Origin of the sequence: Mesorhizobium sp. M0563, from assembly GCF_040321065.1 — a bacterium.
Taxonomy (GTDB): Bacteria; Pseudomonadota; Alphaproteobacteria; order Rhizobiales; family Rhizobiaceae; genus Mesorhizobium.
Genome location: NZ_JAMYQV010000006.1, coordinates 247,010 through 260,520 on the forward strand (window position 1 = coordinate 247,010; position 13,511 = coordinate 260,520).

A 13,511-nucleotide genomic window follows, 5' to 3' on the forward strand; every position below is an offset into this window, starting at 1 on the left:
AGCGCGAGAGGCTATTCGATGACCTCCTCCGTCCAGACCTTGAAGCCAGCCAGCGCGCCCGGTCCAAAAATGTGGGTGAGTGGGACATCGGCGGCATCGCGTCCGGAGGCAATCAGGATGCGGCCGATGCGCGGCGCGTTGTTGCGCGGGTCGAACGCGTGCCAGCGGCCGCCGAGATAAACCTCCATCCAGGCGGCGAAATCCATGTCCGACCACGGCTTTGGCAGGCCGATATCGCTGATATAACCGGTGCAGTAGCGGGTCGGGATGTTCAGGGCGCGGCAGAAGGCGACTGCGAGGTGGGCAAAGTCGCGGCACACACCACTCTGCTCGCGATAGGCTTCGGCTGCGGTGCGTGTCGGCCGTGCATTGAAATAGTTGAAGACGATATGATTATGGACGAAGTCGCAGACCGCCTGGACGCGCGGGATGCCGAGCGGCGTATTGCCGAACAGCCGCCAGGCTTCGTTCGCCAGCACGTCGCTCTCGCAATAGCGGCTGGGCAGCAGGAACAGCAGCGTCTCCGACGGCAGATCGCGCACCTCATGCTGCCATGCCGTCAGCTCGCGCGTCTCGAAGGAGCCGGGGTCGCGGATGACCGCGTCCGTGCCGAACGCAAAGCGCCCGGCCGGCGCAACGAGACGGTTGCACCAATTGCCGAAACTGTCGCGATAGCTTTCGATCGGCACCGGCGGGTTCGACGTCAGGAAGTCCGGCCGCTCGAGATCGGATGCGCGCGAATAATGGACGTTGAGCATCGCGATCAGCGGTGTTTCCTGCGGGAAGTCGAAGCTCATCTGGCAACCGATGTGGATCCGCATTGTCGTCCTGACCGGACTGCGCGATCATCAGCCGGCGAAACGCAAGGGCTGATGCTGCAGTGCGAAGAGGACCATCGCACGGACCGCTGCGGTTTACGAGGGAATTAGAAACCGGTTGACAGCCATCGGCCAAGGCGACTGCACGGCAGCGGCCTCTTGCAGTCTAGCGTTTTCTCTTGTTTCACTTCGCCAGACATCAACCGGAGGAACGAATCATGGCTAAAGGTGCGATGAAGGCAGGCAAGGAAGCCCGCAAGCCGAAGAAGGACGCGAAGAAACCCGCTCCGGCGCCGGGCCTGAAGGCACCGCCGGTGAAGGCGATGAAGCTGAAGGACAAGTAGGGCCGCAGCTACCGTTTTGGCTTATTTCGACCGGCCGCAAATGCGGCCGGTATTGTTGTTCATTAAGCGCACGAGCATCCCATATGGATGCGGCGAAGATAGTTTTTGCGCTTTCAAGAGATCGGCCGGGAGCCATCGAAACGGAGCGTTCCGATGTCGTGGATTTTCCTGTTCTTCGCCGGCCTGTTCGAGATCGGCTGGGCGATCGGCCTAAAATACACCGACGGATTCTCGAAGCCGCTGCCAACCGTCCTGACGGTAGCCTCGATGATTGTCAGCCTGACCTTGCTCGGCCTGGCGCTGAAGGCACTGCCGGTCGGCACAGCCTATGCGGTATGGACCGGCATCGGCACCGTCGGCACGGCGCTGTTGGGGATATGGCTGCTCGGGGAGCCGGCGACCGCGATCAGGCTGGCCTGCATCGCGCTCATCGTTTGCGGCATTATGGGACTGAAGCTCGCGGCTTAAGTCGGCCCGACAGACCAAACGCCTTCAGGGCCGCTGCAAGGCGGCCCTGATTCTTGAATTCGGCCGATCAGCGCCGGAAGGCGCTATCGGGCGGAGAAGCCGGGCGGCGTCCTGCCGGTGCGCTGCTTGCGCGCGGCATAGCGTGCGTCACGCTTGGCCTTGCGTTCGGCCTCGTCGGCAAGAAAACGGGCGATGCGCTCGTTCTCTTCAGCTTCCCGGATCTTCGCTTCGGCCTGTGCTGCCTCTTCGGCGGCAATGCGTGCCGCTTCGGCAGCTGCCTCGCGCTCGGCCTTTTCGGCCGCTTCGCGCGCCAGCTTTTCCTGCTTCAGCCTGGCCTTTTCGGCCTCGCGCATCGCGCGGGCCTCGAGGACTGCCTTGCGCTCGGCCTGTCGTGCCAGCACCGCTGGATCATCTGCCGCCGGCTTTGCCTTGAAGCGCTCCAGAAGCGCCTTCTTTGCCTCGTTTGCGGCATTGCGCCGCTCGAAAACGTCTTTTTCCCTGTAGATAGCCAAGTCCACTTCCCTGGAGTCAATTTGCGAGGCTTACATACGCGTGAAAACCGAGAGTTCAAGCGCCAAAACGGTATGCCAGCCATGAAATTCTGATCTGTTGCAACCGGGAGACGCCATTTCGATCGAATTCGGCTGAAAGCCACCCGCACTGTTCACCATCCAGGCCTCTGGCGGCGCAGCGGACTGATCGCTACCTGTAGCGCCAAGACAAAACGCTAGGATGACACCACTATGGAACTCGGTCTCTACACCTTCGCTGACGTCAGCCCGGAACCGGGTCCCGGTGCGATCGGTGCGCATGAGCGGCTGCGCAACCTGATCGAGGAGATCGAGCTCGCCGATCAGGTCGGGCTGGACGTCTTTGGTCTCGGCGAGCACCACCGTCCCGACTATGCTGCCTCCGCTCCGGTGGTGGCGCTGGCGGCGGCTGCCGAACGAACCAAGCGCATAAGGCTGACCAGCGCGGTCACCGTTTTGTCCTCCGACGATCCGGTGCGCGTCTTTCAGCAGTTTGCCACCCTCGATCTTCTGTCCGGCGGCCGGGCCGAGATCATGGCCGGGCGCGGCTCGTTCATCGAATCCTTTCCGCTGTTCGGCTATAATCTCGAAGACTATGACGAGCTCTTTGCCGAGAAGCTCGACCTGCTGCTCGCCATCCGTGATCATGTCAAGGTGACCTGGTCGGGCAGTCTGCGCGCGCCGATCAACGATCGCGGCGTCTATCCCCGGCCCTTTCAGGACAAATTGCCGATGTGGATCGCGATCGGTGGTACGCCGCAATCGGCGGCGCGGGCTGGCGTACTCGGGTTGCCGCTGGCTCTGGCGATCATCGGCGGCGAACCGGCGCGGTTTGCACCACTGTTCGACATCTACAGGGATGCAGCCAGGCGGGCCGGCAGCGATCCGGCGAGCCTTGCCACCAGCCTCAACGTGCACGGCTTCATCGCCGACACCGCCGACCAGGCAGCCGACGATTTCTACAGGCCGCAGGCCGAAGTGATGAACCGCATCGGCCGCGAGCGCGGCTGGGGGCCGACGTCGCGGGCTCATTTCGACCAATCGCGCGGCCCGAACGGCGCCCTGTTCGTCGGCAATCCAGAACAGGTGGCGCACAAGATCATTGCCCAGCACAGGATATTCGGCAACGACCGCTTCCTGCTGCAAATGGCGATCGGCACCATGCCGCACGCCAAGGTCATGAAGGCTATCGAACTCTACGGCACCAAGGTGGCGCCGATCGTGCGCCGGGAAACTGCGAAGGCCGTCGCCGCGGCAGCGCCGGTTGCCTGATTCACCAGCAAAGCCGCGAGGCGGCCTTGCCGGTGACGCCGGCTAACGGAACCTTGAAGCCGCAGAGGCGTTTTCGCCAACGGTCTACACCAATCGCGGTGTGCCGCCGAGGGTCAGAATGAAGGCCGAACCCGCCGCTTCGGGCGCAAGCGCTGCCGAAAGCCCGGATTCGCGCGTCGAGGCGCGGGCGGATGCGCATCTGATGCGTTCGCTGCTCGTCGGCATCTTCATCCTCATGGCGATCTACGCGCTTTACTTCGCCCGCGCCTTCTTCATGCCGGTCATTCTGGCTTTTCTGCTGGCGCTGACGCTGACGCCGATCGTTCGCTTCCTGCGCAAGCATGGCATGCCCGATGTCATTTCGGCGACACTGCTGGTGCTGCTTTCGTTTTGCCTCGTCGCCGTCGCGGGATATCTGCTCAGCGGCCCGGTCATCGACCTCATCAACAACACCTCGACGATCGGCCAGCAGCTTACCGAACGTCTGGCACAACTGCGCCGTCCGTTCGAACGGATCGTGGAGATTTCGCGCCAGATCGAGGGCCTGACACAGACGTCCCAGGAGCCGGGCGTTCAGAGGGTGGCGATGGCGCCATCGGGTATTCTCTCGCAGGCCGCCGGCAATGTGCTGTCGGCCGGCGCCAGCGTCACCATCGTCTTCGTCCTGTCGCTGTTCCTGCTCGCCTCGGGCACGATGTTCTATGAAAAGATCGTCCAGTCCTTCCCCAGTCTAAGCGAAAAGAAGCGGGCGCTGCGCGTAGTCTATGACGTCGAGCGTGAAATCTCGCACTATCTGCTTACTGTCACGGTCATCAATACATGTCTCGGCGTGGTCATCGGGCTCGGCCTGTGGGCACTCGGCGTGCCCAACGCGCAGGTCTGGGGCGCGGCAGCGGCCTTGCTCAATTTCCTGCCCTATATCGGGGCGCTGACCACCATCACGCTGGTCACGATCATCGCGCTGATCAGCTTCGACACGATTTCCTATGCGCTGCTGGCGCCGGCCTTCGTCCTCTTATGCGACGTCGTCGAAGGCCAGTTCGTGACGCCGACGGTGGTCGGCCGCCGTCTCGAGATCAACGCCGTGGCGATCCTGATCGCCATCGCCTTCTGGTCGTGGCTATGGGGTTTCGTCGGCGCGCTGATGGCGGTGCCGCTGCTGGTCGTCATCAAGGTATTCTGCGATCATTTCGACGGTCTCAGCCATGTCGGCAATTTCCTCGCGGCGCAGCACACGGCGGTAATCGAGGATGAAGAGATTTCCGAGCCAAAAAGGTAGCGGCTTAAGAGCCCAAAAGCGTCACTGATTGGTGTGCATATCAACGACCTTGCATCGGTTGCACATCCGTCAGGCGCACAGCGCTCGATCAACATTTTGAATTTGCCGCCCCGGCAACGGCTTCCTACATCCGTCCGGTCCACAGGAATCCCCGCCGATGACCGCTCTTTCCGTTCTCGACCTGTCGCCGATCGTCGAAGGCAGCAATGCTTCGCAGTCGCTCGCCAATTCGCTCGATCTCGCCCGTCATGCCGAGCGGCTGGGATATAAGCGCTACTGGCTGGCTGAGCATCACAACATGCCAGGCATCGCCAGCGCCGCCACCTCGGTGGTCATTGCCCATGTGGCCGGAGGTACCCGTACGATACGCGTCGGCGCCGGCGGCGTCATGCTGCCCAATCATTCGCCACTTGTCATCGCCGAGCAATTCGGCACGCTCAACGCTCTGCATCCCGGCCGCATCGATCTCGGCCTCGGCCGGGCGCCCGGCACCGACATGCCCACGGCACGGGCGCTGCGCCGCAACCTCGACGCTGGCGCCGACAATTTCCCGGAGGACGTCGTCGAGCTGATCGGTTACTTCCAGCCAGCCGAAGACGGCCAACGCATCCGCGCGGTGCCCGGCGAAGGCGAAAAGGTGCCGATCTGGATTCTCGGCTCCAGCCTCTACGGCGCGCAGCTTGCCGCCACGCTCGGCCTGCCCTACGCCTTCGCTTCGCATTTTGCGCCGGCCGAGCTCGACCATGCGCTGGAGATCTACCGCTCGCGCTTCCAGCCTTCGGAGCAGCTCGACAAGCCCTATGTGATGCTCGGCCTCAATGTCTTCGCTGCTCCTTCCGATGCCGAGGCGCGGCTGTTGTTCACCTCGCTGCAGCAGGCCTTCGTCAATCTGCGCACCGGCCGGCCCGGCCGATTGCCGCCGCCGGTCGAAGGATATGAGCGCGACCTCGATCCAATGGCCAAGACCATGCTCGGCCAGGCGCTTTCCTGCGCCGTCGTCGGCTCCCCCGAAACGGTCAGGCAAGGCATCGAGGCATTCGTGCGCCGCACCGGCGCCGACGAACTGATGGTCACAGCGCAGATTTTCGACCATGCGGCGCGGGTGCGCTCGTTCGAGATACTGACCGACGCCCACAAATCGCTGTCGGAAGCTGCCTGAGAGGTGGTTCGCCACTTGGCACTGTTGCGGGCAAGGCCGGCCTTAGGCAGGGAACATCGCGAACAGGTGTGCGAAGACATCGCGAACAGTTCGCGCGCTTTACGCGGAGAGTTTTCGATCCGTCATGCTCGTCTGTTAGACGGAAACGCGGCGTCTACTAAATGACGATCACCTTGGTGCCGATTGTGGAGCGGTTGTAGAGATCGATGATGTCCTGGTTCATGAGGCGAATGCAGCCCGCCGACACAGCTTTGCCGATGGACCACCATTCAGGGCTACCGTGCAGGCGATATCCAGTGTCACCTTTCTCGTTGAAAAGATAGAGCGCCCGCGCCCCGAGCGGGTTCATGAGTCCGCCCTCCATATGAGCCGGTATGATGCGGCCCCGCTTCTGCTCGCGCACAATCATCGCAGACGGCGCGCTCCAATCCGGCCATTCGCGCTTCCTCGCAACGTGAGCAGTGCCATGCCACTCGAAGCCCGCCTTGCCAACGCCGATTCCGTAGCGCAGCGCCTGACCGTCTCCCAACACGTAGTAGAGGAACTTCGCTCCTGTATCGACAATGATGGTGCCAGGCGCCTCTTCAGTCGCATAAGGCACTGTCTGCCGATGGAACTTTTGGTCAACCTTGTAGATCGGAACCGGCGGAACGCGAAAACCGGCGTCGGTGAGGCCGCCATAGGCCGAGGGGAAAGTCTTTAATGCGCCGCCGGTGGTGCAGCCGAAGAATGCGACCATCCCAGCAAGTACCAGCCCGATTAGGATCGATTTCACGCACATGACTCAAGCCGGCGCCCGTGTAGGCGATCAGCCGCATCTCGTCATATTCCTAATCCGACATGCTTCGATTGCCAAGATTTTCCTGCTTGTCGGCGGGCTGATTGTTGCCCACTTGGCTCGATCGGCGCCGCGTCCTTCAATTGCTCGGTTTTCGAACGACGAACGCCCGTAGCGGCTGCGAAGGGCCGGGGTCGGCAGGACAGAGGGAGCGCTGTCCGTCCGGCATTACAACGTTTCTGAACAGAGCCCAAGCGCTACGCGCTGACGCTTTGTGCGATCGCGCCAAGTGGCCGGCATGAATTGCGGATCATCAGGCGTCCCTTGAGCGTCAGCTTGCGCGGCGGCGCATCCCTGTTGCCGGCGAGCCGGTCGAGCAGCAGATTGGCCGCCTGTTCGCCAATCGCCTGCACCGGCTGTGCGACCGTGGTCAATTGCGGCCGGAACACATCCGACCACGGAAAATCGTCGAAGCAGGCGACCGAAATATCCTCCGGACAGGACAGGCCGATATCGCGGATGGCCTTCATCGTGCCGATCACCATCGGGTTGTTGGCCGAAAAGATGGCGCTCGGCCGGTCGTGCAGCGAAAGCAGCTGCATGGTGGCGTTGTAGCCATCGACTTCGTGGAAATTGCCGAAGCGGACGAGCTCGGGCTCGGCCGGCAGGCCCGCGGTCTGGAGGGCTTCCCGGTATCCCGCCATGCGGTCATGCATCGGCGAGATATCGAACGAGCCGGAGATGTAGCCGATGCGCCGATGGCCGAGATCGATCAGATAAGTGATGGCGTCGAACACCGCGCGCTGATTGTCGAGAACGACGGCATCGGTGTCGACACCCTGGCAAACACGGTCGAGTAGCACGACCGGCACATTGGCGTCGTCGACAATCCGTTTGAGGATCGCGCCGTCGCCGACACGCGCGACGATCAGCCCGTCGACCATCCGGTCGAGCAGCAGCCTGATCTGGTCGTCCTGCGTGTTCAGGTGCTCGTCGGTGCAGCACAGCATGACGGCGTAGCCGGCCCTGTCGAAAGCCTGCTGGATCACCGAAACCACGTCGGTAAAGAACGGGTTGGTGATGTGTGGGACGGTGAGCCCGATGGTGCGTGTGGTGCCCATCTTGAGGCTGCGGGCGATGGCGTTGCGCTTGTAACCGATGTCGCGGATCGCCTGTTCGATGCGCTGGCTGAGCTCGGGGCTGACGGTCGCGGTGCCGTTGATCAACGCCGATACGGTGGCCACGGAAACACGCGCCGCTTCGGCCACGTGAAGCATGGTCGGTGCAGTGGATTTGCGCTGCTTTTTTCGTCCTGACGCTGTCATTTTCGAAACGTTTCACCACTCCGCGGCAGCAATACGTACGGAATCTTATGGTTTTGCGCAAGAATTGAAATGGAACAATCTTCGACACCAGATATTGGCTTGACATGATCGAAACGTTTAGATTAGCGTTTGAGGCGTTCGGTGACGACGGAGGGAGGCCGTCCTTGTCATGCAGCACGGCAATTCCATCCCTGCGGAAGGCGTTATGGCGGACGGCTCGGCTATCGTGCTGAGCGCCGAGCACATCTCCAAGTCCTTCGGCGGCATCGCCGCGCTTGTCGATGTCGGCTTCGAACTGCGGCGCGGCGAGGTCCATGCGCTGATGGGCGAGAACGGCGCCGGCAAGTCGACGCTGATGAAAATACTATCCGGCGTCTATACGGACTATAACGGAACGGTCAGTATCGATGGCCATCCGGTGCGCTTTGCCGGCGTCCGCGAAGCCGAGCGCGCCGGCATCGCCATCATCCACCAGGAGCTGAACCTCGTTCCCGAACTCAGCGTCGCGGACAATATCTTTCTCGGCCGCGAGAAGCTGATCGCCGGGCTGATTGTCGACCGCAAGGCGAGCAGCCGCGCTGCCGGCGCGCTCTTGCACAGGCTCGGCATCGAGCTCGACCCGGATGCGCGCGTCGGTGCCTTGCGCGTCGGCGAACAGCAGTTGGTCGAGATCGCCAAGGCGCTGTCTATGTCGGCGCGCATTCTGATCATGGACGAGCCGACCTCGGCGCTGTCGCCAGCCGAATGCCAGCGGCTGTTCCGCATCATCCGCCAGCTCGCCGATAGCGGCGTGGCGATCGTCTACATTTCGCACCGCATCGACGAGGTCATGCATCTGACCAGCCGGGTCACCGTGTTTCGCGATGGACGCCACGTCCTGACGCAGACGATGGACAAGCTCGACGAAGACGCCATAATTTCGGCGATGGTCGGGCGAAACCTGCTTGCTTCCTCCCAGGAGCACCGCATCCCCGGTGGCAACACCATCCTTTCCGTAAGCGAGCTGTCGCTATCGAAGCCCAATCGCCATGGCTGGCGCACCGTGCTCGACGGCGTCAGCTTCGATCTTGCCGCAGGAGAAATCCTCGGTATCGGCGGGCTGCTGGGCTCGGGCCGTACCGAAATCCTGGAAACGATCTTCGGGTCCAGCGGAGGACGTGCTGGCGGTGAGATCAGGCTCGATGGCGAGGCAGTAGAAATCCGTTCGCCGCGCGATGCGCGCCGGCTCGGCATCGCCCTGGTCACAGAAGACCGCAAGACGCAAGGCCTGCATCTCGAGGCCTCGATCACCGACAATGTCGCGCTGCCGCTGGTCGGCGCGCTGGCGCGGTTCGGCCTGCGCTCGCTGGCCGGCGAGCAAGGGCTGGCACGGGACGCCGTCAAGGCGCTCGGTATTCGCTGCGAAACCGTCGAGCAGCCGGCCGGCACGCTGTCCGGCGGCAACCAGCAGAAGGTCGTCATCGGCAAATGGCTGGCGACGAGGCCACGGGTGCTGCTGCTCGACGAGCCGACGCGCGGCATCGATGTCGGCGCCAAGCGGGAAATCTACGATCTCATCTTCAAGCTGGCGCGAGACGGGCTGGCGATCGCCGTCATCAGCTCGGAATTGCCGGAGCTGCTGCATCTTTCCGACCGTATCCTGGTCATGGCCGATGGCCGCCAGACGGGAATCCTGTCCCGCGCGCAAGCCAGCGAGGAGGCCATCATGCGGCTTGCAGCGCCGCGACGGACCATGACGAGGCCTGCTGCATGAGCATTTTGCATATCCTGTCCCGGACGAAGCTCTATTGGGGCCTGATCGCAATCTTCCTGATCGGCGTGCTTGGCTCGCCGATCAGCTCCAAGGGCAACAACATCTTCCTGTCCTACGGCAACCTGCTCGATGTGCTGCGCCAGGTGTCGACCACGGGGCTGATTGCCACTGGCATGACGGCGGTAATCATCACTGGCGGTATCGACCTTTCCGTCGGCTCGCTGATGGCGATCTGCACGGTAGTCTGTGCCATGCTGCTGACGGTCCCCGGCGTGACGCCGGCGGTGGTGCTGGGGGTGCCGACAGTTGCTGTGGCAGCCCTTTGCCTCGGCATTCTCGTCACCCGTTTCATCCTGCTGAACATCGAAAAATCCCGCGCCGGCGCGCAGGCCACGCACGACATCAGGTTGGATAGCGTTCGTGGGCTGGTTACCCCCGGCATTGTCGGGGTGATCCTGTGCAGTCTGGTGCTGTGGTTCCTGCTGCCGCAGGTAGGCTCAAAATTCGGCGTGCTCGGCGTGCTGCTGGTGGCGCCTTGCGTCGGCCTGCTGTTCGGCGCGCTCAACGGCTTCATCATCGTCGCCGGACGGCTGCAGCCCTTCATCGTGACGCTGGCGATGATGGTCACTGCGCTCGGCATCGCCCGGCTGACAGCCGGCCAAAACAATGCGGTGCTGCCGGTCTACACCGGCTCGAATGCCACCGCCGATTTCGAAATGCTGCGCTCGCTGGTGTTCGGCGTGATTCCGATGCCGGGCCTGTTCTTCCTCGGCGCGATCCTGATCTACGGCGCCGTGCTGCGCTTCACGCCGTTTGGCCGCTATGTCTATGCCATCGGCGGCAATGAGGAAGCGGCCCGGCTGTCCGGCATCGCCGCCGGCCGCGTCAAGATCGCCACCTACGCGGTTTCGGGGCTGCTGGCCGGCATCGCGGCGGTGCTCTATGTCGCGCAATACCGGCAAGGCAAGCCGGACGCCGGCGCCGGGCTGGAACTCGACGCGATCGCCGCCGTGGTCATCGGCGGCACCAGCCTGATGGGCGGACGCGGCAGCCTCACCGGGACGTTCTGCGGCGTGCTGATCTTCGGGCTGCTCTCTAACATCCTGCAGCTGCACAACATCAATTCGAACCTTCAGCTGGTGCTGAAGGGGATGATCATCATCGGTACCGTGCTCGTACAGGAGCGCAATGCCGGCGATCTTCTCTTCTATCTGCGATTGCCCGGTGGGCAAGCGCACAAGGAAACGGCCGCGGCAAAGCGGCCGTCGCAAGAGACCGCGTCTCTGAATATTGGAGGAAACAAGAAATGAAACGACGTGAATTGTTGAAGCTTGCCGCGCTGACAGCGGCACTCCTGACCACGACCGCGATGCTTGCCAGCGGTGCCCACGCGCAGGACAAGAAATGGAAAATCGGCTTCTCGCAGGTTACGACCATCGAACCCTGGCGTGCCCAGTTCAACAAGGACATCCTGGCCGAAGCGGCCAAGCATCCGGAAGTCGAGCTGATCGTAACCGACGGCGAGGACAAGACCGAGAAGCAGGTCGCCGATGTCGAAAACCTGATCCGTCAGGAGGTCGATGCGCTCTTGGTGTCGCCGAAAGAGTCCGCCGGCCTGACCGGCGTCGTGCAGCAGGCGATCGATGCCAAGATCCCGGTCTTCGTGCTCGACCGCAACGTCGAAACCAACGACTACACGCAGTTCGTCGGCGGCGACAACAAGCTGATCGGCCGGGCTGCCGGTGAATATGCCGTCGAGCTGCTTGGCGGCAAGGGCAAGGCCGCCGGCAACGTCGTCGAAATCTGGGGCGGCATGGGCACCCAGCCGGCGCATGACCGCCATGACGGCTTCCATGAATTCACCGACAAGGAGCCGGGTATCAAGAACCTGCTCGACCAGCAGTCGGGCGACTGGAAGCAGGACCAGGCCTACAACATCATGGCCACGGCGCTGCGCAACAACGAAAAGATCGATCTCGTCTACGGCCACAATGATCCAATGGCCTATGGCGCCTATCTTGCCGCCAAGGACGCCGGACGTGAGAAGGACATCAAGTTCATCGGCATCGACGGCCTGCCCAATGAAGGCGTGCAACTCGTCGCCAATGGCGAGCTGACGGCGACGTTCACTTATGTGACGCCGGGCGCCGAAGGGCTGCGGCAGGCGATCAAGTTCCTGAACGGCGAGAAGGTGGAAAAGACCATCATCCTGCCGACGCAGAAGATCACCAAGGAAAATGCTGCCCAGATCCTGAAGGACAACGGCCTCTGAAGCCTATTGCCGGAGAAGGCGGCTCCGGTGTTCAGGATTCGGCCACGGCTCTCCTGCTCTTTGGGTGGGAAAGCTGTGGCCGAACCCTACTCAGTCGTCAAAACCCGATAACGGAAGCTTCATCACCTTGAATTAACCATCAACGTGAAGGAGAATCTTCCTATGGCTGAGACCTCAATCGAATGGACCGACGCGACGTGGAACCCGGTGGCCGGCTGCACGATCCTAACCGCCGGCTGCACGAACTGCTACGCGATGCGCATGGCGGCACGGCTAGAAGCCATGGGCGTGAACAAATATCAGGGCCTGACGCGCAAGACGGGCGGCCGAGCGAAGTGGACCGGCAAAGTAATGACCGATCCGAAATCACTGTCGATCCCTGTAACTTGGTCGAAACCACGCCGCGTTTTCGTGAACTCGATGTCTGATCTCTTTCATGTCGACGTGCCGGCAGATTTCATTCGACAGGTATGGGCTGTGATGGAAGAGACGCCGCGGCATACGTATCAGATTCTGACGAAGCGCCCGGAAGTTATGGCCAAGGTTCTGACTCGTGGCGACTTTCCCGTTCTGCCGAATGTCTGGCTCGGGACCAGTGTTGAAGATCATCGAGTGCTGGGTCGGCTGGATGACCTTCGCCGTGCACCAGCAGCAATCCGGTTCGTTTCTCTAGAGCCGTTGATCGGGTCTGTAGCCGGTGCCAATCTCACCGATATTCATTGGGCGATCGTTGGCGGTGAAAGCGGGCCAGGGGCACGATATATGAATCCTCACTGGGTCGACGAGATCCAAACGATGTGCCGACGCGCGGGCACGGCATTCTTCTTCAAGCAGTGGGGAGGCAATAACAAGAAAGCCGCCGGCCGCACGCTCAATGGTCGTATCTACGATGAAATGCCGGCAGCTACCGCCTAGAAAAGGTTGCCTTGTCTCTGCTTGTTAGCCGCGACCTTCCAAAACGCCAGAGCGAGTTCATGCTTGGCGACTAGCAGGAGCCAATAAAGCGGCTGGTTGCCAGGCCCGGTTATTAGCTTGGGTTCCGGGGAGGGCCACACGCCAAGTCGCCCAACAAGCTCGGACCAATAGCGCAAAATTGCCTGGCGTGTTGCCTTGGCGTTTCCCGCTTTGATGGCGCTACGCCAGCCAGGAATGAAGGCATCGAAAACCGCCGAGTCGCCCGACGAGTATTTGTCGAGGTTTCGCTGCAGGTCCATCTGACTGACATGTACGAGTATGTCGACGTATCGGAGGTCTGACAGCGTCCTAATCATCTCGAAATTGAGAGTCTCCAGGTTGTAAGGATCCAGGTATGCGAAGTTCAGGCTATGAGGATTCACAAGGCTGACGATCGTCTTGATGGTGGCAACAGCATTACCCGTGATAGCCACGACCGGAGCGTTCAGCGCGCGTAGCCGTTTCTCGCAAGCCGGGACTGTCGGGAATTCTGTGCGCGAGGCCATGATGATGGAAAGGAGAGAATCATCGCATGGCTATTGAGAAGGAACTTCTGGAC

14 protein-coding genes are annotated in these 13,511 nt (G+C 61.9%); 9 read left to right on the forward strand and 5 right to left on the reverse strand.

Going from position 1 to position 13,511, the window contains the following annotated elements; genetic code table 11:
• Window positions 1-11 precede the first annotated feature (11 nt).
• A complete protein-coding gene (locus NKI50_RS11420; RefSeq protein WP_023718185.1) occupies window positions 12-821 on the reverse strand; it encodes a transglutaminase-like domain-containing protein in 810 nt (269 codons plus the stop codon).
• Between the two features lie 215 nt (window positions 822-1,036).
• Between NKI50_RS11420 and NKI50_RS11425 the strand changes: the two genes are divergently transcribed.
• Both NKI50_RS11425 and sugE read left to right on the forward strand, forming a co-directional pair.
• A complete protein-coding gene (locus NKI50_RS11425; protein ID WP_352716556.1) occupies window positions 1,037-1,162 on the forward strand; it encodes a hypothetical protein in 126 nt (41 codons plus the stop codon).
• 153 nt (window positions 1,163-1,315) lie between these two features.
• On the forward strand, window positions 1,316-1,630 hold the full coding sequence (gene sugE / locus NKI50_RS11430) for a quaternary ammonium compound efflux SMR transporter SugE (RefSeq protein WP_352484330.1): 315 nt from the start codon (window positions 1,316-1,318) through the stop codon (window positions 1,628-1,630).
• An 83-nt stretch (window positions 1,631-1,713) separates the two neighbouring features.
• Here the strand turns inward: sugE and NKI50_RS11435 are convergent, their stop codons facing one another.
• On the reverse strand, window positions 1,714-2,142 hold the full coding sequence (locus tag NKI50_RS11435; protein WP_352716558.1) for a DUF6481 family protein: 429 nt from the start codon (window positions 2,140-2,142) through the stop codon (window positions 1,714-1,716).
• Window positions 2,143-2,373: 231 nt separating this feature from the next.
• Here NKI50_RS11435 and NKI50_RS11440 point away from each other — a divergent pair, with 231 nt between their 5' ends.
• From NKI50_RS11440 to NKI50_RS11450, 3 genes are all read left to right on the forward strand, one after another.
• The gene (locus NKI50_RS11440; RefSeq protein WP_352716560.1) at window positions 2,374-3,432 is read left to right on the forward strand and encodes an LLM class flavin-dependent oxidoreductase; all 1,059 of its coding nucleotides are present in this window, start codon (window positions 2,374-2,376) and stop codon (window positions 3,430-3,432) included.
• A gap of 118 nt (window positions 3,433-3,550) precedes the next feature.
• The gene (locus NKI50_RS11445) at window positions 3,551-4,711 is read left to right on the forward strand and encodes an AI-2E family transporter (protein WP_023718182.1); all 1,161 of its coding nucleotides are present in this window, start codon (window positions 3,551-3,553) and stop codon (window positions 4,709-4,711) included.
• Between the two features lie 157 nt (window positions 4,712-4,868).
• Window positions 4,869-5,870, forward strand: a complete 1,002-nt coding sequence (locus NKI50_RS11450) for an LLM class flavin-dependent oxidoreductase (RefSeq protein ID WP_352716562.1) — start codon at window positions 4,869-4,871, stop codon at window positions 5,868-5,870.
• 157 nt (window positions 5,871-6,027) lie between these two features.
• Here NKI50_RS11450 and NKI50_RS11455 read toward each other — a convergent pair whose 3' ends face one another.
• Window positions 6,028-6,651 carry a L,D-transpeptidase gene (locus tag NKI50_RS11455; RefSeq protein WP_352640289.1) on the reverse strand — a complete coding sequence of 208 codons (624 nt, stop codon included), beginning with the start codon at window positions 6,649-6,651 and terminating at the stop codon, window positions 6,028-6,030.
• 254 nt (window positions 6,652-6,905) lie between these two features.
• Window positions 6,906-7,925, reverse strand: a complete 1,020-nt coding sequence (locus NKI50_RS11460; protein ID WP_023718178.1) for a LacI family DNA-binding transcriptional regulator — start codon at window positions 7,923-7,925, stop codon at window positions 6,906-6,908.
• A 217-nt stretch (window positions 7,926-8,142) separates the two neighbouring features.
• On the opposite strand from NKI50_RS11460, the gene NKI50_RS11465 reads away from it, so the two are divergent.
• The 4 genes from NKI50_RS11465 to NKI50_RS11480 all read left to right on the forward strand — a co-directional run bounded on the left by NKI50_RS11465 (window position 8,143) and on the right by NKI50_RS11480 (window position 12,913).
• Window positions 8,143-9,726: a sugar ABC transporter ATP-binding protein gene (locus NKI50_RS11465; RefSeq protein ID WP_352716565.1), complete on the forward strand. Its 1,584-nt coding sequence runs from the start codon at window positions 8,143-8,145 to the stop codon at window positions 9,724-9,726.
• A complete protein-coding gene (locus tag NKI50_RS11470; protein ID WP_023718176.1) occupies window positions 9,723-11,036 on the forward strand; it encodes an ABC transporter permease in 1,314 nt (437 codons plus the stop codon). The genes NKI50_RS11465 and NKI50_RS11470 overlap by 4 nt, the downstream gene beginning before the upstream one ends.
• The gene (locus NKI50_RS11475; protein ID WP_023718175.1) at window positions 11,033-11,998 is read left to right on the forward strand and encodes a substrate-binding domain-containing protein; all 966 of its coding nucleotides are present in this window, start codon (window positions 11,033-11,035) and stop codon (window positions 11,996-11,998) included. Before NKI50_RS11470 ends, NKI50_RS11475 begins: the two co-directional genes overlap by 4 nt.
• Window positions 11,999-12,160: 162 nt before the next feature.
• Entirely contained in the window at window positions 12,161-12,913 is a 753-nt protein-coding gene (locus tag NKI50_RS11480; protein ID WP_352495041.1) for a DUF5131 family protein, read from the forward strand.
• Here NKI50_RS11480 and tcmP read toward each other — a convergent pair.
• Window positions 12,910-13,458, reverse strand: coding sequence for a three-Cys-motif partner protein TcmP (gene tcmP / locus NKI50_RS11485; RefSeq protein ID WP_352640291.1), 549 nt, complete (start codon window positions 13,456-13,458; stop codon window positions 12,910-12,912). The two genes, NKI50_RS11480 and tcmP, sit on opposite strands and share 4 nt — an antisense overlap.
• Window positions 13,459-13,511: the final 53 nt, after the last annotated feature.